Origin of the sequence: Ralstonia sp. TCR112 (genome assembly GCF_007997035.1) — a bacterium.
GTDB classification, from domain to species: domain Bacteria; phylum Pseudomonadota; class Gammaproteobacteria; order Burkholderiales; family Burkholderiaceae; genus Ralstonia; species Ralstonia edaphi.
Window position 1 is genome coordinate 1 of record NZ_VOSS01000015.1, and the last position, 16,519, is coordinate 16,519.

Here is a 16,519-nt window from a genome sequence, read left to right on the forward strand (position 1 = left end):
GCCGTCGCGGAGGAAGCCGATGCAGCAGCGGCCGTTTCTGCAGGTGCAGCGGCAGCAGGAGCCGGCGCTGACGAAGCAGCAGCGGCCGGTGCGGGTGCCGGGGCATTGGCTGCGGCCACTGCAGGCGCGGCCGTCGACGGGGCAGCACCAGCGGCAGGCTTGGCGGCGCTGGCCGCCTTGGCCAGCTCGGCGTTCTTCAATTCGACCAGGCGCTGCATGTCGGAGAGATTCTTCTCCAACTGCGCAACGCGCGATTCCATTTCCTTGAGCGCACGCTCCTTGGCGACGAGTTCCTCATCGCGGGCAGCTGCCGCACCCGCCTTGCCGGTACGGTCTGCCTTGGAGAGACGCAGTTCGTCGCGGCCGCTGGCAGCCGGCGTGGCTTGATCCTGCACGCGGGCCGACACGCTGCCGCTCTGCTGGCGGGCGGAGTCGGTATCCGTGGCGGCGTTGGCTTCAGCCGCTGTGGCGAGGCGATTGCGATACCCGCCAAAGCCGGACGTCTGCGCAATGACTTCGCGGCGCGCTTCACGCGCCGGCGTTTTCTGCGCTTCGGCCTGCGACGGCACCTTCAGTACCGAGCCGGTACGCAGACGGTTGATGTTGCCGCCAATGAAAGCGTTGGGATTGTTGCGATACAGCGCCAACAGCATCTGGTCGAGCGAAACGGCGTCCTGGCCTTGCGCGGCCGTCGATGCCACGTCGTACAGGCTATCGCCGCGCTGCACCGTATACGAACCACCCGGCGTAGCATCCGGCGCGGCGGCAGCAGGTGCCGCTTGCTGCGGACGTGCGCCTGACGAGCAGCACGGGGCTGCCGCGTCGGTGCCGGGGAGGCGGCAGCCGGGGCCGCCGCTTGCGGTTGAGCAGTCGAAGCAGACGGTGCCGGTTCTGCCGCGCCAGGCGTCGTGGCCTGCACAACCGGCGTCGGCGCGAAATTCTGTGCGGTATTGCTGGAGCCGACCGGGTCCAGCAGGAACGTATAGGCGCGCGAAACGTGGCCGCTCGCCCAGTTCAGGTCAACCAGAACATCGACGAACGGCTCTGCGACGGGCTGCGTCGAGCGCAGGCGCACCACGTAATTGCCGTTCGACTGGCGTTCCAACGAGGCACGCAGCGAGGAGACGATCGGGTTATAGGTCAGCCCGGCACGCGAATAGGCATCCGGTGCAGCCAGCTTGGCGACCAGGTTTTGCGCCTCTTCGGGCGTCACGCCGGTCAGATCGATTTCGGCCTGCAGCGGCTGGCCGAGGCTGGAACGCACATGCAGCGCGCCGAAACCGGCCGCTTGCGCAGCGGGCTGAATCAGCAGCAGGCTCGCCGCAGCAAACGCGACGGCCGACCAGCGAGGACTGCGATGGGACGATTCTCTCCGGCGGTATTGGCTCACCCTCACCTTCGACTCCGTTATCTTTTAATGTGCAAACGAACTTAACATCAACGAGTTAGCGCAGCAAGTTCACCCAAAACGTGAAATGCTGGATAAGAACCGCCGTCAATTTTTTATGAAAACGACACAATTGGCGAGATTCTGAAGCACCCGACGTACCCCCCGGAATGCGCGTGCTTCATGTGGCGCTAACCCTTCCCCGTGCTCCGTCCACCCCACGAATGGGCGGACGGCGTTCCGGCCGCTATTGTGTACCAACGTTACAAGCCGTGGGCATCCAGATGGCACAACGCCGCGCAGGCCGCGCGGCGTTGGTTGAAAAAGCACACTTTCTGTTGTCAGGCCGCAACGACGGCCTCAGATGCACGGCCCGATAACGAAAGCAAAGCCTGAATCACTTGCCCAGCAGGATACGGAGCGTACGGCGCAGCGGCTCGGCAGCGCCCCACAGGAGCTGATCACCGATCACGAAGGCGCTGACATACTCCGGCCCCATGTTCAGCTTGCGCACGCGGCCGACGCCGATTTGCAGGCCACCGGTAATGGAAGCCGGCGTCAGCTCCTTCTCGGTGATGCTGCGATCGTTCGGAACCCACTTCACCCAAGGATTGCCCGAGCGGATGATCTGTTCGATCTCTTCGAGCGGCAGGTCGCGCTTGAGCTTGAGCGTCAGCCCCAGGCTGTGGCAGCGCATTGCGCCGATCCGCACGCACAGGCCATCGACCGGAATCGTCTGCGCCGTGCCCAGGATCTTGTTGACCTCGGCTTGGCCCTTCCACTCTTCCTTCGACTGGCCGTTGTCGAGCTGCTTGTCGATCCACGGGATCAGGCCACCGGCCAGCGGCGCCGGGAAAAACTCCGTCGGCACGTCTTCGCGGATCGTCTTGGCAACCTTGCGGTCGATGTCCAGGATGGCGGAAGCCGGATTGGCCAGCTCATCGGCCACGGCGCCGTGGATCACGCCCATGCCCTTGAGCAGTTCGCGCATGTGGTTCGCACCACCGCCCGAAGCCGCCTGGTAGGTCATCGAGCTGACCCATTCGACCAGATCTTCGCGGAACAGGCCGCCCACGCCCATCAGCAAGATGGAGTTGGTGCAGTTGCCGCCGATGAAGTTCTTTGTGCCAGCCGCCACCGCATTCTTGATGAGCGACAGGTTGACGGGGTCCAGCACGATCACGGCGTCGTCTTCCATGCGCAGCGTCGAGGCGGCGTCGATCCAGTAGCCGTTCCAGCCTGCAGCGCGCAGCTTCGGGAAGACTTCGGTCGTGTAGTCACCGCCCTGGCACGTGATGATCGTGTCGCAGGCCTTCAGTGCTTCGATGTCGTTGGCGTCGGCCAGAGGCGCATCCGTCTTGGCGAATGCGGGTGCCTTGCCGCCAGCGTTGCTGGTGCTGAAAAACACGGTGTCGATCAGGTCGAAATCCTTTTCTTCCTGCATGCGCTGCATCAGCACGCTGCCGACCATGCCGCGCCAACCGACGAGACCTACCTTCATGATTGTGAACCTCTAGTGATTTTCCCCGCCTCGGTCGCCCGGCGTGACCGCGCGGGGAAGGCGAACGGGCACGACGGACGATCTACGAGATCGTTTTTTTGGTAATGATTTTGGTGGTCGTGCGAATCTCGACAGGCGTCATGCGAGCGCGCGCGGCGGTGCCCTTGGCGGCGATAGCCAGGGTGCCCAGAATGCCCAGTACGAGGACGGGGAGCGCGATCGAGATCATCTGCAAAAATATACACGATTTGGCGGCCACACAATGCCCTGCAACATGTGTCCACCGAAAAAACGACGATTGCGGCGCCGGATGTGACGGCACCGCAACGCACGTTTCGTTTACAGGGCAGCGACCACCGCGTCGCCCATCTCCACCGTACCGACCTGCTTGCAACCCGGCGTCAGGATGTCACCCGTGCGATAGCCCTGGGCGAGCACCTTCTTGACGGCATTTTCGATGCGATCGGCCTGCTCGGCCTTGTTCAGCGAGTAGCGCAGCATCATCGCGGCGGACAGGATCGTCGCGAGCGGGTTGGCAATGCCCTTGCCCGCGATGTCGGGCGCGGAGCCGTGCGACGGCTCATACAAGCCTTTGTTGTTCGCGTCGAGCGACGCCGACGGCAGCATGCCGATCGAGCCGGTCAACATGGCCGCCTCGTCCGACAGAATGTCGCCGAACATGTTGCCGGTGACGATCACGTCGAAGTTCTTCGGCGCCTTCACGAGCTGCATGGCCGCGTTGTCGACGTACATGTGCGACAGCTCGACTTCCGGATACTCCTTGTGCACGTCGGTGACGATGTCCTTCCAGAACTGGAACGTCTCGAGCACGTTGGCCTTGTCGACGCTGCACAGCTTCTTGCCGCGCTTGGCGGCAGCCTGGAAGGCGACGTGCGCAATGCGGCGGATTTCCGGCTCGGCGTAGCGCATGGTGTCGAAACCTTCGCGAGCGCCAGCGAACAGGCCATCGGGTGCCGCACGCACACCGCGCGGTTGACCGAAGTAAATGTCGCCGTTCAGCTCACGCACGATCAGGATGTCCAGACCGGCGACGATTTCCGGTTTGAGGCTCGACGCGCCGGTCAACTCGGGGTAGCAGATAGCCGGGCGGAAATTGGCGAACAGCTGCAGGTGCTTGCGCAGGCCCAGAATGGCCTGCTCCGGGCGCAGTTCGCGCGCCAGCGTGTCGTACTTCCAGTCGCCCACGGCGCCGAACAGGATCGCGTCGGCTTCCTTGGCGAGCTTGAGCGTGTCTTCCGGCAGGGGATGACCCTTGGCCTCGTAGCCCGCGCCGCCCACCGGGGCGAATTCCATCTCGAACGGCTCGCCCAGCACCTTGAGCACCTTCACGGCCTCGGCGACGATTTCCTTGCCAATGCCGTCACCCGGCAACACTGCAATCTTGGTCATGTGGTTGTCCTTGTTGTTCTGTATCCGCTCAGCCGACGAGCTTGTGGGCGAGCCACGGCATCTTGGCCAGGCGCTGCGCTTCGTAAGCCTTGATCTGGTCGGCGTAGCGCAAGGTCAGGCCGATGTCGTCGAAGCCGTTGAGCAGGCAGTATTTGCGGAACGCCGTGATGTCGAACGGATAGGCCGTACCGCCCGGCGTGACGACGACCTGCTTGTCCAGGTCGACGGTCAGCTGGTAGCCCGTAAAGGCTTGCGTCTCGTTGAACAGATGGTCGACTTGCGACTCCGTCAGCACGATCGGCAGCAGGCCGTTCTTGAAGCAGTTGTTGAAGAAGATGTCGGCAAAGCTCGGCGCGATGATGGCGCGGAAGCCGTACTGCTGCAGCGCCCACGGTGCGTGCTCACGCGAGCTGCCGCAGCCGAAGTTCTTGCGCGCCAGCAACACCGAGGCGCCCTTGTAACGCGGCTGGTTCAGCACGAAGTCCGGATTCAGCGGTCGCTTGCTGTTGTCCTGGCCAGGCTCGCCCACGTCCTTGTAGCGCCACTCGTCGAACAGGTTCGGGCCGAAGCCGGTGCGCTTGATCGACTTGAGGAACTGCTTCGGAATGATCGCGTCGGTGTCGACGTTCTCGCGGTCGAGCGGGGCCACGAGGCCGGTGTGGATGGTGAATTGTTCCATGATTGCTCTCTCTATCCTGCCGCTCAAGCGAGCTTGCGCACGTCGACGAAGTGGCCTTCCAGCGCGGCTGCGGCAGCCATCGCCGGGCTGACCAGATGGGTGCGGCCACCCGCGCCCTGACGGCCTTCGAAGTTGCGGTTGGACGTGGACGCGCAGCGCTCGCCCGGCTCGAGGCGGTCCGCGTTCATGGCGAGACACATCGAGCAGCCCGGCTCGCGCCACTCGAAACCTGCCGCCTTGAAAATCTTGTCGAGCCCTTCGCGCTCGGCCTGCTCCTTCACGAGGCCCGAGCCCGGCACGACCATCGCCAGCTTCACGTTCGACGCAATGCGTTTGCCCAGCTTCTGCACGACCCACGCTGCGGCGCGCATGTCTTCGATCCGGCTGTTGGTGCACGAGCCGATGAAGACCTTGTCGATGTTGATATCGCTGATGGCAACGTTCGGCTGCAGGCCCATGTATTCGAGCGCGCGCTCCATGGCATTGCGCTTGTTCGGGTCTTTCTCTTTGTCGGGATCCGGCACGCGGTCTTCAATGCTGACCACCATTTCCGGCGACGTGCCCCAGCTCACCTGCGGGCGAATCTCTTCCGCGCGCAGCTCGACCACCTGATCGAAGTGCGCCCCCTCGTCGGAGTGCAGCGTGCGCCAGTAGGCGACGGCCTGCTCCCATTCCACGCCTTGCGGCGCGAACGGGCGGCCCTTGACGTACTCCAGCGTGACATCGTCCACGGCGACCATGCCGGCGCGGGCGCCTGCCTCGATCGCCATGTTGCACACCGTCATGCGGCCTTCCATCGACAGCGCGCGAATGGCAGAGCCGCCGAACTCCATGGCGTAGCCCGTGCCGCCGGCCGTACCGATCTTGCCGATGATGGCGAGCACGATGTCCTTGGCCGTGCAGCCACGCGGCAGCGTGCCCTCCACCTTCACGAGCATGTTCTTGCTCTTCTTGGCGAGCAGCGTTTGCGTGGCCAACACATGCTCCACTTCCGACGTGCCGATGCCGTGCGCGAGCGCGCCAAATGCGCCGTGCGTGCTGGTGTGCGAATCGCCGCAGACCACGGTCATGCCCGGCAGCGTCGCGCCCTGCTCCGGCCCGATCACGTGCACGATGCCCTGACGCTTGTCGTTCATCTTGAATTGCGTGATGCCGTAGCTGTCGCAGTTGGCATCGAGCGTGTCGACCTGCAGCTTGGAAACCGGGTCGGCAATGCCGTGCGAGCGGTCGGTGGTCGGCACGTTGTGATCCGACACGGCCAGGTTGGCGCTGATGCGCCACACAGGACGCTCGGCCATCTTCAGGCCCTCGAACGCCTGCGGGCTCGTCACTTCGTGCAGCAGTTGACGATCAATGTAGAGGACGGTCGTGCCGTCTTCTTCGGTATGAACGACGTGATCGTCCCAAAGTTTGTCGTAGAGCGTCTTGGCCATGATGCGATCCGTACACAACGTGCCCATCTTGGAAATTCAGGGCCGCTGCGCGAGCTGTTTCGTGGGGAGTGATCGATTATGCCACCCGGTGCATTGGGCACCGGACGTGACTGGCGAAAGGGGGTTTCGCCATTTCGCGAAGGCCCTTTCCCGGCCCTCAAGCGGCGCCCAACAAAAAACCCCGCCGGTTTCCCGGGCGGGGTTTCTGCAAGGCGAACAGCCTTGGCTTAACGCTTGTCGATCGACGGCACTTCGCGGGTAGCGGCGCCGTTGAACAGCTGGCGCGGACGGCCGATCTTGTATTCCGGATCGGTGATCATCTCTTCCCATTGCGAAATCCAGCCCACCGAGCGGGCCAGCGCGAAGATACAGGTGAACATCGAGGTCGGGATGCCCAGCGCGCGTTGCACGATGCCCGAGTAGAAGTCGACGTTCGGGTACAGCTTGCGGCTGACGAAGTATTCGTCTTCCAGGGCGATCTTTTCCAGCTCCATCGCCAGCTTGAACAGCGGGTCGTTATGCAGGCCCAGCTCGTTCAGCACTTCGTGGCAGGTTTCGCGCATCAGCTTGGCGCGCGGGTCATAGTTCTTGTACACGCGGTGGCCGAAGCCCATCAGGCGCACGCCGCTGTTCTTGTCCTTCACCTGCTTGATGAACTCGGGCACCTTGTCTACGGTACCGATTTCTTCCAGCATGTTCAGCGCAGCTTCGTTCGCGCCGCCGTGCGCCGGGCCCCAGAGGCAGGCGATACCGGCAGCGATGGCAGCGATCGGGTTGGTGCCCGACGAGCCCGCCAGACGCACCGTCGACGTGGAGGCGTTCTGCTCGTGGTCTGCGTGCAGGATGAAGATGCGGTCCAGTGCCTTCTCCAGCACCGGGTTCACCTTGTAGTCTTCACACGGCGTGGCAAACATCATGCGCATGAAGTTACCCGTGTACGACAGGTTGTTCTGCGGATAAATGAGAGGCTGGCCGATGTTGTACTTGTATGCCATGGCCACCAGCGTCGGCAGCTTGGCGATCAGGCGAATCTGCGAGATTTCACGCTCGCGCGGGTCATTGATGTTGGCAGCGTCCGGATAGAACGCGCTCATGGCACCGACCAGGCCCGTCAGCACGGCCATCGGATGGGCGTCACGACGGAAACCGCGCAGGAAGAACTGCATCTGCTCGTGGACCATGGTGTGATTCGTCACCACATGGTTGAACTCTTCCTTCTGCTTGGCGTTGGGCAGCTCGCCCTTCAGCAGCAGGTAGCAGATTTCCATGAAATCGCACTTGCTGGCCAGATCGTCGATGGCGTAGCCGCGGTACAGCAGCTCACCCTTGTCACCATCGATGTAGGTGATCTTGGAATTGCACGACGCGGTCGACATGAAGCCGGGGTCGTACGTGAACTTGCCCGTCTGACCGTACAGCTTGCGAATGTCGATCACGTCCGGGCCAACCGTGCCCTTGTAGATCGGCAGCTCGACGCTGGGCGAGCCATCGGAAAACGATAGGGTGGCTTTCACTTCGGACGGCGTCATGTCGGTTTCCTTCTCTGCTGTTTATAAAAATGAAGTCGGGAGACTCCCGCCAGACGGATCAAGGGGCGCCGGCCGGGGGCGGCTGGACCGATTCGTCTTGCGGCAACCTCTCGCGCGCCGGCTTAGACCGAGCGCAGCAAGGTCAGGACGTGCTGAATGTGGGGCACGTCGAGTTCGCCCTCCGGCTCCTTGCGTGCAAGCAGGAGATCCATCAGGTCGTTGTCGGGCAACTCGAACAACTGCGAGAGTGCGGCAACGTCGTCGTCCGACAGTTCCGTCTCGTAGCGGTTGAAGAAGCGCTCGACGATGATGTCGTTCTCAAGCAGGCCGCGTCGGGCACGCCAGCGCAAACGGGCACGCTTGTGCGGATCGGACTGATGGGAGAACGTCGGAGTGTTCACAGCAACCATACTTCCTAAAAATGCGTCGCCGGAGAAACCGCTCCGGCGACACACAATGCCAAAGTGCCCTGACTCGCGCCTTACACCGCGCGACGCACCATCAATTCCTTGATCTTGCCGATGGCCTTGGTCGGGTTCAGACCCTTCGGGCACACATCGACGCAATTCATGATGGTGTGGCAGCGGAACAGGCGGTACGGATCTTCCAGATTGTCCAGACGCTCGCTGGTGGCCTGGTCGCGGCTGTCAGCGATGAAACGATACGCCTGCAGCAGACCGGCCGGGCCGACGAACTTGTCCGGGTTCCACCAGAACGACGGGCACGACGTCGAACAGCTTGCGCACAGAATGCACTCGTACAGGCCGTCAAGCTCTTCACGCTCTTCCGGCGACTGCAGACGCTCCTTCTCCGGCGGCGGCTCGTCGTTGATCAGGTACGGCTTGATCGAGTGGTACTGGTTGAAGAACTGCGTCATGTCGACGATGAGGTCGCGCACCACGGGCAGCCCCGGCAGCGGACGCAGCACGATCTTCTCGGGCAGCTCACGCATGTTGGTCAGGCAGGCCAGACCATTCTTGCCGTTGATGTTCATGGCGTCGGAGCCGCACACGCCTTCACGGCACGAACGACGGAACGCGATCGACTCGTCCAGCTTCTTCAGCTTGACCAGCGCGTCGAGCAGCATGCGCTCGTGACCGTCGAGTTCGACCTCGTAGGTCTGCATGCGGGGTGCTGCGTCCTTGTCCGGATCGTAGCGATAGACTTCAAAAATACGCTTCATTTTTGTGGGCCCTTCTTATCCGTTAGAACGTACGCGCCTTGGGCGGCACCGATTCCACCGACAGCGGCTTCAACTGCACGGGCTTGTAGTCGAGGCGGTTGCCTTCGCTGTACCACAGCGAGTGCTTCATCCAGTTTTCGTCGTCGCGGTTCGGGAAGTCGCTGTGGGCATGGGCACCACGCGATTCCTTGCGGGCGGCGGCCGACACCATCGTCGCCTTTGCCACTTCCACCAGGTTGGCCACTTCCAGCGCTTCGACGCGCGCGGTGTTGAACACCTTGGACTTGTCCTTCAGGTGGATGTTGCCAGCGCGCTCGGCCACTTCCATGATGCGCTCGACGCCTTCATCCATCAGCTTCTGCGTACGGAACACGCCAGCGTGCGACTGCATGTTGCGGCGGATGTCGTTGGCGACGTCCTGCGCGTATTCACCCGAGCTGGACGAATCGAGCTTGGCGAGGCGCGACAGCGCGCGGTCTGCAGCATCGGCCGGCAGCGGCTTGTGCTCGCGGTTCTTCAGGTTCTGCGCAATGATGTGGTTGCCCGCCGAACGGCCGAACACCACCAGGTCGAGCAGCGAGTTCGTGCCCAGGCGGTTGGCGCCGTGCACCGACACGCACGAGCATTCGCCGATCGCGTAGAAGCCGTTGATGACCTCGTTCGGGTTGCCGTTTTTCGGCACCACGACCTGGCCGTGATAGTTCGTCGGGATGCCACCCATCTGGTAGTGGATGGTCGGCACCACCGGAATCGGTTCCTTGATGGCGTCGACGTTGGCGAACTTCAGGCCAATCTCGCGAATCGACGGCAGACGCTTCATGATGGTCTCGGCGCCGACGTGGGTCAGGTCGAGCAGCACGTAGTCGCCGTTCGGGCCGCAGCCGCGGCCTTCCTTGATTTCCTGGTCCATCGAGCGCGACACGAAGTCACGCGGCGCCAGATCCTTCAGCGTCGGGGCATAGCGCTCCATGAAGCGCTCGCCATCCTTGTTACGCAGGATGCCGCCTTCGCCGCGCACGCCTTCCGTGATCAGCACCCCCGCGCCGGCCACGCCGGTCGGGTGGAACTGCCAGAACTCCATGTCTTCCAGCGGGACGCCTGCGCGCGCTGCCATGCCCAGGCCGTCACCGGTGTTGATGAAGGCGTTGGTGGAAGCTGCGTAAATCCGGCCTGCACCGCCCGTGGCGAACAGCGTCGTCTTGGCTTCGAGGATGTAGACCTCGCCGGTTTCCATTTCGAGCGCCGTCACGCCCAGAACGTCGCCGTCCTGATCGCGGATCAGATCCAGCGCCATCCATTCGACGAAGAAGTGGGTCTTGGCCCGCACGTTACGCTGATACAGCGTGTGCAGCAGTGCGTGGCCGGTACGGTCGGCCGCGGCGCAGGCACGCTGCACCGGCTTCTCGCCATAGTTCGACGTGTGACCGCCAAACGGACGCTGGTAGATGGTGCCGTCGGCGTTGCGGTCGAACGGCATGCCGAAGTGTTCCAGTTCATAGACCACGTTCGGCGCCTGGCGGCACATGAATTCGATCGCGTCCTGGTCGCCGAGCCAGTCGGAACCCTTGACGGTGTCGTAGAAGTGATAGTGCCAGTTGTCTTCGCTCATGTTGCCCAGCGAAGCACCGATACCCCCCTGCGCCGCGACGGTGTGCGAGCGGGTGGGAAAAACCTTGGATAGCACGGCCACGGAGAGGCCGGCTTCTGCCAGCTGCAGCGATGCGCGCATGCCCGAACCGCCCGCACCGACGATCACGACGTCGAATTTGCGGCGCGGCAGCCCAGTCTTGACTGCGACCATGTCTTAAACCCTCCAGAGAATCTGAGCTGCGTAGCCCGCACAACCGACGAGCCACAGAATCGTCAACACTTGCAGCGTCAAACGCACTGCCACGGGCTTCACGTAGTCCATCCAGATATCGCGGACACCGATCCAGGCGTGATACGTGAGCGACACGAACGCCAGGAACGTCAGCATCTTCATCCACTGGTTCGAGAACAGGCCGGCCCAGCTTTGGTACGACGTGTCTTTCGAGAGCAGGAATGCAGCCAGCAACACGATCGTGTAGACCGCCATGATCACGGCGGTGACGCGCTGCGCGAGGAAGTCCTTCAGGCCGTAGTGCGCGCCGACAACGAGGCGCTTGGGACCGATATTGTTATTTGCCATCAGGGACTCCTCAGAACAGGCCGAACAGCTTGGCGCCGAACACGACCGTCAGCAGCAGGCTGACGATGAGGACGCTCACAGCCGACTTGGAAGCCGAGGTCTTGTCGATGCCGATATGCAGATCGAGGATCAGGTAACGGATGCCTGCGCAGAAATGGTGCAGATAAGCCCAGATGAGCGCGAGGACGACAACCTTGGCGAAGCCGTTGGACAGAAGCGCCGAGAATTTGGCGAAACTGATTTCCGACGTGAGACTTTGCTCGAACAAGTACAGCACGAACGGAAGAAGAAGGAACATCAGCGCACCGCTGGCACGGTGCAGGATGGACACCTTACCGGCCCAGGGCAAGCGGTAGCGGGCGATATCGCCCAAACCGATGTTCCTGTAGACCGGCCTGGCTTTCTTGATGGCTTCTGCCATGGTCAGACCCCAATTGGCTAATCAACAAACAAAACAGCTTTGCACAAATCCGCGAGATTCTAGCGCGCTTTTGTTGCGCAGCGCACCAATAATTCCATGCGACGCGCTCCACTTTTGTGCTTCGTGCCCTCGCCTGCCAGCGGCGTGATACGGGGGCAGATTGTCCTCTTTACCTTGCCTCATGACGCGCAATGCGGTGTTGCGCGACGCACAAGGTGAAACGCCATTGAGTTGGCTCAGCCGCACGAATCGCGCCTGAGGACGCACCGTCAACTCAGCTCGTTCTGGTAGTAATGCCGCGTCGTGACGTACAGGCCACGGCGTATTTCCACCGGCTTGTCGCCGAACGTGTGCGAGACGCGCTCCACCGAGAGCAGCGGCGAGGCAACCGCCACTGACAGCAACTCGGCCGTGGCGGCGTCCGCTGCCACAGCGCGGATGCGCTCCGTGGCACGCAACATGCGCACGCCGAACTCCGCCTCGAAGAACGCGTACATCGGCCCCTTCCACTCCGTCAGCTTTTCGGCCGTGAGGCCCTTGAAGCTCGCCCCCGGCAGCCAGATCTCCTCCAGCACCGTCGGCTCGCCCGAAAAGAACAGGATGCGGCGGATCTGCACGACGCTGTCGCCGGCCTTCAGTTCGAGCAGCCTGGCGATCTCGGCCGGCGCCCGCATGCGCTTGCACTCCAGTACGCGGCTGCTCGGGTAATGCTGCTCGCCCTGCTCCGGCATCAGACGTAAGAAGCGGAATTGCACGCCTTCTTCGTAATGCGTGGTCACGAAGGTGCCCTTGCCCTGGCGCCGCGCGACGAGGTTTTCGGCTGCCAATTCGTCGATCGCCTTGCGCACGGTCCCCTGGCTGACCTTGTAGCGGGCGGCCAATTCCATTTCGCTGGGAATCATCTCGCCGGGCTTCCACTCGCCCGCCTGCAAGCTTTGCAGGATCAGCGTCTTGATCTGCTGATACAGCGGACTGAACGTGGGAGAGCCGCCCGCGCCGCCCGCAGAAGCGGGCGATGCGCCGCCTTCGCCGCTTGAAGGCGGCATCGCAGCGGATAGAGGGCTTGGTGTGCTCGACATAACCGCCGATTTCACCACAAAAGCGACAAAGGCGTCCAGCCCGTTTATAGAATGTCTTATGTCTTATATAAGACAGAAGATTCATTGACTTTCCGGCGAGGCCCGACCTACACTCGCGCCTGTTCCGGGCGACGGCCCACACACACGCCACGACGACGCCAAGGTCAATCGCACGTGTGTTTCCACATCGTCATGCGGACGCAGTAAACTGCGAGGCTCTTGCCGATTCTGAGCCGACCGCCCACGAGGCGCCGACCGTTGCCGGCAATGCCTGCGAGGCTGCACCGACATCCCGCCGGGATGCGCGCCGCACGCAGTGCGATCCGCTTTCACTACCGTTTGGAGAGTTCTCATGGCAAAAGCACCCATGCGCGTCGCAGTGACCGGCGCTGCTGGACAGATCGGTTACGCCCTGCTGTTCCGCATCGCTGCCGGCGAAATGCTGGGCAAGGATCAACCCGTCATCCTGCAACTGCTGGAAATCCCCGATGAGAAGGCCCAGAAGGCGCTCAAGGGCGTGATGATGGAGATCGAAGACTGCGCCTTCCCGCTGCTGGCCGGCATGGAAGCCCACTCCGACCCGATGACCGCGTTCAAGGACGTCGACGTGGCCCTGCTGGTGGGCGCCCGCCCCCGCGGTCCGGGCATGGAACGTGCAGACCTGCTGTCGGCCAACGCCCAGATCTTCACGGCGCAAGGCAAGGCACTGAACGCCGTTGCCTCGCGCAACGTCAAGGTGCTGGTGGTCGGCAACCCGGCCAACACCAACGCCTACATCGCCATGAAGTCGCGCCGGACCTGCCGCGCGAGAACTTCACCGCCATGCTGCGCCTGGACCACAACCGCGCCCTGTCGCAGATCGCCGCCAAGACCGGCAAGCCGGTGTCGAGCATCGAAAAGCTGTTCGTGTGGGGCAACCACAGCCCGACGATGTACGCCGACTACCGCTACGCCACGATCGACGGCAAGAGCGTCAAGGACATGATCAACGACCCGGTGTGGAACAACGACGTGTTCCTGCCGACCGTTGGCAAGCGCGGCGCCGCCATCATCGAAGCGCGCGGCCTGTCGTCGGCTGCTTCGGCTGCCAACGCCGCCATCGACCACGTGCGTGACTGGGTGCTCGGCAGCAACGGCAAGATCGTCACGATGGGCATCCCGTCGAACGGCGAATACGGCATTCCGAAGGACGTGATGTTCGGCTTCCCGGTCACCACGGAAAACGGCAAGTACAAGATCGTCGAAGGCCTGGAAATCGACGAGTACAGCCAAGGCAAGATCAAGATCACGCTCGACGAGCTGGAAGGCGAGCGTGCGGGCGTGCAGCATCTGCTGTGATCCGCATGATCTAAAAGAAGAAACCGGAGCGGATCGGCAGCGAACCCTCCGGTTTTTTTACACCTGCATTTCGAACAAAACGCAGGCGTTACCGCGCCGCCCAACCGATACCACCCCGTGCACCCCACCGAGGTTTTGTTCCAGGACGATGCCCTGCCGGCCCAGCTGCCGGTCTGCGACCACTACGCGGGCGCAGAAAAACTGATGCGCAAGTCGCTCGCCCTGCAACAAACCCTTGGCCCGGTTTTCGACATCACGTTTGACTGCGAAGACGGCGCCGCCGTCGGCCAGGAACGCGCGCATGCCGAACTGGCCGCCGCACTCATCAACAGCGACGACAACCGCTTCAACCGCGTTGGCGTGCGCATCCACGATCCGAACCACGATGCGTGGACGCAAGACGTCGACATCCTGGTCGGCCTTGCCGGCCGCCGCCTCGCCTACGTGACCGTGCCGAAGGTACGTGACGTCGTGGAAGTGGCGCGCGTGACCGATCGCGTCAACCAGGCGGCCAAGGCTGCCGGCATTGCGAGGCACCTGCCGATTCACGTGCTGATCGAAACGCATGGCGCGCTGGCACAGGTGTTCGATATCGCCTCGCTGGTGCAGGTCGAATGCCTGAGTTTCGGCCTGATGGATTTCGTTTCCGCCCACAACGGTGCGATTCCGGGCGCGGCGATGGGCTCGCCCGAGCAGTTCGAACATCCGCTGATCCGCCGCGCGCTTGCCGAGATTTCTGCCGCGTGCCACGCGCACGGCAAGGTGCCGTCGCACAACGTCAGCACCGATATCAAGCACCCGGACCGCGCCGGCGCCGATGCCGCGCGTGCCCGCAACGAGTTCGGCTATCTGCGCAAGTGGAGCATCCATCCCGACCAGATCGCGCCGATCGTTTCCGCATTCCGCCCATCGCACGAAGAAGTGACACACGCGGGCGCCATTCTTGCGGCTGCGCAGGATGCCTCGTGGGGCCCGATCCAGCACGAAGGCCGGCTGCATGACCGCGCGAGCTATCGCTATTGGTGGGCCGTGCTGCAACGTGCGCATACCACCGGCGTGGAGATGCCGGCCGACGCCGTCGCGCGGTTCTTCGCGTGACAACCGTAGAAAGGAGATTCGCCATGACGGCAAACACCCAAACCAGCGCAAGCGCCCGCTTCCGCCAGGCGCTGGTCGAAGAATCGCCGCTGCAGATCGTCGGCACCATCAACGCCAACCACGCGCTGCTGGCCAAGCGCGCCGGCTATCGCGCCATCTACCTGTCAGGCGGCGGCGTGGCAGCAGGCTCGCTGGGCCTGCCTGACCTCGGCATATCTGGCCTGGACGACGTGCTGACCGACGTCCGCCGCATCACCGATGTGTGTGACGTGCCGCTGCTGGTGGACGTCGACACGGGCTTCGGCGCTTCCGCCTTCAATGTGGCGCGCACGACCAAGTCGCTCATCAAGTTTGGCGCCGCGGCCATGCACATCGAAGACCAGGTCGGCGCCAAGCGCTGCGGCCATCGGCCCAACAAAGAAATCGTCTCGAGGGACGAGATGGTCGATCGCATCAAGGCCGCCGTCGATGCCCGCACCGACGCCGACTTTGTCGTCATGGCCCGCACCGATGCGCTTGCCGTCGAAGGGTTCGACCGCGCCTTGGAACGCGCCGTGGCCTGCGTGGAAGCCGGCGCGGACGCGATCTTTCCCGAGGCGATGACGGAACTGTCGATGTACCGCAAGTTCGTCGACGCGGTGAAGGTGCCGGTGCTGGCCAACATCACCGAATTTGGCCAGACGCCGCTGTTCACGCGCGACGAACTGGCCTCCGCCGGGGTGTCGATGATCCTGTATCCGCTGTCGGCATTCCGCGCGATGAACAAGGCTGCGGAGAACGTGTACGCAGCCATTCGCCGCGATGGCACGCAACGGAACGTCGTCGATACCATGCAGACGCGCATGGAACTCTACGACAGCATCGGTTACCACGACTACGAAGCCAAGCTGGACGCGCTGTTCGCACAGAACCGCGGTTGAGCCACTCCCCCATCCATCCCAACGCAAACAAGGAGAACGGAAGACAAGACTGCGGGATAACTTGCCCCGGAAACAACCCGGAAAACGGTGCCGATGCTGGCGCGACACCCCCGTTTGGCGTAGCGGTCGGGCGAGCATGTAACAGAACGTTGGGCACGGCGTCCAAATCGGTCAAAATACCGGCCGGTGTGCGAAATGCCGTGGCATTCCGTGGCCTGGCAGCCGCCTCCCCCACTCTGTCTTACCGAAGGAAACCCTATGAACAAATTCATCGTGGGCGCCTGTGCTGGCGTTCTTTCGCTGGCTGCATCGCAATATGCAACCGCCCAGGCCCCGGCCAAGCCGGCTGCCAAGAAGGCTCCGGCCAAGAA

The 16,519-nt window shown here is 63.0% G+C and carries 14 protein-coding genes and 2 pseudogenes; 3 read left to right on the top strand and 13 right to left on the bottom strand.

Annotated elements, in window-relative coordinates:
- The 13 genes and pseudogenes from FUT88_RS06090 to FUT88_RS06145 all read right to left on the bottom strand — a co-directional run.
- Positions 1-1,396, bottom strand: a pseudogene (locus FUT88_RS06090) (FimV family protein); the annotation flags it as partial.
- Positions 1,397-1,784: 388 nt separating this feature from the next.
- Positions 1,785-2,888 (bottom strand): aspartate-semialdehyde dehydrogenase, encoded by a 1,104-nt coding sequence (gene asd / locus FUT88_RS06095; RefSeq protein ID WP_147214244.1) that lies wholly within the window; start codon positions 2,886-2,888, stop codon positions 1,785-1,787.
- Between the two features lie 82 nt (positions 2,889-2,970).
- Positions 2,971-3,147, bottom strand: coding sequence for a hypothetical protein (locus FUT88_RS26090; protein WP_155954077.1), 177 nt, complete (start codon positions 3,145-3,147; stop codon positions 2,971-2,973).
- Positions 3,148-3,227: 80 nt separating this feature from the next.
- The gene (leuB, locus tag FUT88_RS06100) at positions 3,228-4,298 is read right to left on the bottom strand and encodes a 3-isopropylmalate dehydrogenase (protein ID WP_147214245.1); all 1,071 of its coding nucleotides are present in this window, start codon (positions 4,296-4,298) and stop codon (positions 3,228-3,230) included.
- Between the two features lie 28 nt (positions 4,299-4,326).
- Positions 4,327-4,977, bottom strand: a complete 651-nt coding sequence (gene leuD / locus FUT88_RS06105; RefSeq protein ID WP_027681084.1) for a 3-isopropylmalate dehydratase small subunit — start codon at positions 4,975-4,977, stop codon at positions 4,327-4,329.
- Between the two features lie 23 nt (positions 4,978-5,000).
- Positions 5,001-6,410 (bottom strand): 3-isopropylmalate dehydratase large subunit, encoded by a 1,410-nt coding sequence (gene leuC, locus FUT88_RS06110; protein WP_027681083.1) that lies wholly within the window; start codon positions 6,408-6,410, stop codon positions 5,001-5,003.
- Positions 6,411-6,637: 227 nt separating this feature from the next.
- A complete protein-coding gene (gltA, locus tag FUT88_RS06115) occupies positions 6,638-7,939 on the bottom strand; it encodes a citrate synthase (RefSeq protein ID WP_004634431.1) in 1,302 nt (433 codons plus the stop codon).
- 122 nt (positions 7,940-8,061) lie between these two features.
- Positions 8,062-8,349, bottom strand: a complete 288-nt coding sequence (locus FUT88_RS06120; protein ID WP_009241006.1) for a succinate dehydrogenase assembly factor 2 — start codon at positions 8,347-8,349, stop codon at positions 8,062-8,064.
- 71 nt (positions 8,350-8,420) lie between these two features.
- Positions 8,421-9,122 carry a succinate dehydrogenase iron-sulfur subunit gene (locus FUT88_RS06125; protein ID WP_009241007.1) on the bottom strand — a complete coding sequence of 234 codons (702 nt, stop codon included), beginning with the start codon at positions 9,120-9,122 and terminating at the stop codon, positions 8,421-8,423.
- 22 nt (positions 9,123-9,144) lie between these two features.
- Positions 9,145-10,923: a succinate dehydrogenase flavoprotein subunit gene (gene sdhA, locus FUT88_RS06130; protein ID WP_147214246.1), complete on the bottom strand. Its 1,779-nt coding sequence runs from the start codon at positions 10,921-10,923 to the stop codon at positions 9,145-9,147.
- Between the two features lie 3 nt (positions 10,924-10,926).
- Positions 10,927-11,292, bottom strand: coding sequence for a succinate dehydrogenase, hydrophobic membrane anchor protein (gene sdhD, locus FUT88_RS06135; RefSeq protein ID WP_012762259.1), 366 nt, complete (start codon positions 11,290-11,292; stop codon positions 10,927-10,929).
- A 10-nt stretch (positions 11,293-11,302) separates the two neighbouring features.
- Entirely contained in the window at positions 11,303-11,713 is a 411-nt protein-coding gene (gene sdhC, locus FUT88_RS06140; protein ID WP_027681081.1) for a succinate dehydrogenase, cytochrome b556 subunit, read from the bottom strand.
- A gap of 269 nt (positions 11,714-11,982) precedes the next feature.
- Complete coding sequence (locus tag FUT88_RS06145) at positions 11,983-12,759, bottom strand: GntR family transcriptional regulator (RefSeq protein ID WP_410003869.1); 777 nt, start codon at positions 12,757-12,759, stop codon at positions 11,983-11,985.
- A 385-nt stretch (positions 12,760-13,144) separates the two neighbouring features.
- Here FUT88_RS06145 and FUT88_RS06150 point away from each other — a divergent pair.
- The 3 genes and pseudogenes from FUT88_RS06150 to prpB all read left to right on the top strand — a co-directional run bounded on the left by FUT88_RS06150 (position 13,145) and on the right by prpB (position 16,148).
- Positions 13,145-14,130, top strand: a pseudogene (locus tag FUT88_RS06150) (malate dehydrogenase).
- A gap of 117 nt (positions 14,131-14,247) precedes the next feature.
- Positions 14,248-15,228 (top strand): HpcH/HpaI aldolase/citrate lyase family protein, encoded by a 981-nt coding sequence (locus FUT88_RS06155; RefSeq protein ID WP_147214248.1) that lies wholly within the window; start codon positions 14,248-14,250, stop codon positions 15,226-15,228.
- 23 nt (positions 15,229-15,251) lie between these two features.
- Positions 15,252-16,148, top strand: coding sequence for a methylisocitrate lyase (prpB, locus tag FUT88_RS06160; RefSeq protein WP_147214249.1), 897 nt, complete (start codon positions 15,252-15,254; stop codon positions 16,146-16,148).
- Positions 16,149-16,519 lie beyond the last annotated feature (371 nt).

What these genes read in the sequence shown, in the direction of transcription:
- leuD (WP_027681084.1), bottom strand. Translation starts at nt 4,977, where the DNA reads ATGGAACAATTCACCATCCACACCGGCCTCGTGGCCCCGCTCGACCGC.
- gltA (WP_004634431.1), bottom strand. Translation starts at nt 7,939, where the DNA reads ATGACGCCGTCCGAAGTGAAAGCCACCCTATCGTTTTCCGATGGCTCG.
- sdhA (WP_147214246.1), bottom strand. Translation starts at nt 10,923, where the DNA reads ATGGTCGCAGTCAAGACTGGGCTGCCGCGCCGCAAATTCGACGTCGTG.
- FUT88_RS06125 (WP_009241007.1), bottom strand. Translation starts at nt 9,122, where the DNA reads ATGAAGCGTATTTTTGAAGTCTATCGCTACGATCCGGACAAGGACGCA.
- FUT88_RS06145 (WP_410003869.1), bottom strand. Translation starts at nt 12,759, where the DNA reads ATGCCGCCTTCAAGCGGCGAAGGCGGCGCATCGCCCGCTTCTGCGGGC.
- asd (WP_147214244.1), bottom strand. Translation starts at nt 2,888, where the DNA reads ATGAAGGTAGGTCTCGTCGGTTGGCGCGGCATGGTCGGCAGCGTGCTG.
- prpB (WP_147214249.1), top strand. Translation starts at nt 15,252, where the DNA reads ATGACGGCAAACACCCAAACCAGCGCAAGCGCCCGCTTCCGCCAGGCG.
- FUT88_RS06120 (WP_009241006.1), bottom strand. Translation starts at nt 8,349, where the DNA reads ATGGTTGCTGTGAACACTCCGACGTTCTCCCATCAGTCCGATCCGCAC.
- sdhD (WP_012762259.1), bottom strand. Translation starts at nt 11,292, where the DNA reads ATGGCAAATAACAATATCGGTCCCAAGCGCCTCGTTGTCGGCGCGCAC.
- leuB (WP_147214245.1), bottom strand. Translation starts at nt 4,298, where the DNA reads ATGACCAAGATTGCAGTGTTGCCGGGTGACGGCATTGGCAAGGAAATC.
- sdhC (WP_027681081.1), bottom strand. Translation starts at nt 11,713, where the DNA reads ATGGCAGAAGCCATCAAGAAAGCCAGGCCGGTCTACAGGAACATCGGT.
- leuC (WP_027681083.1), bottom strand. Translation starts at nt 6,410, where the DNA reads ATGGCCAAGACGCTCTACGACAAACTTTGGGACGATCACGTCGTTCAT.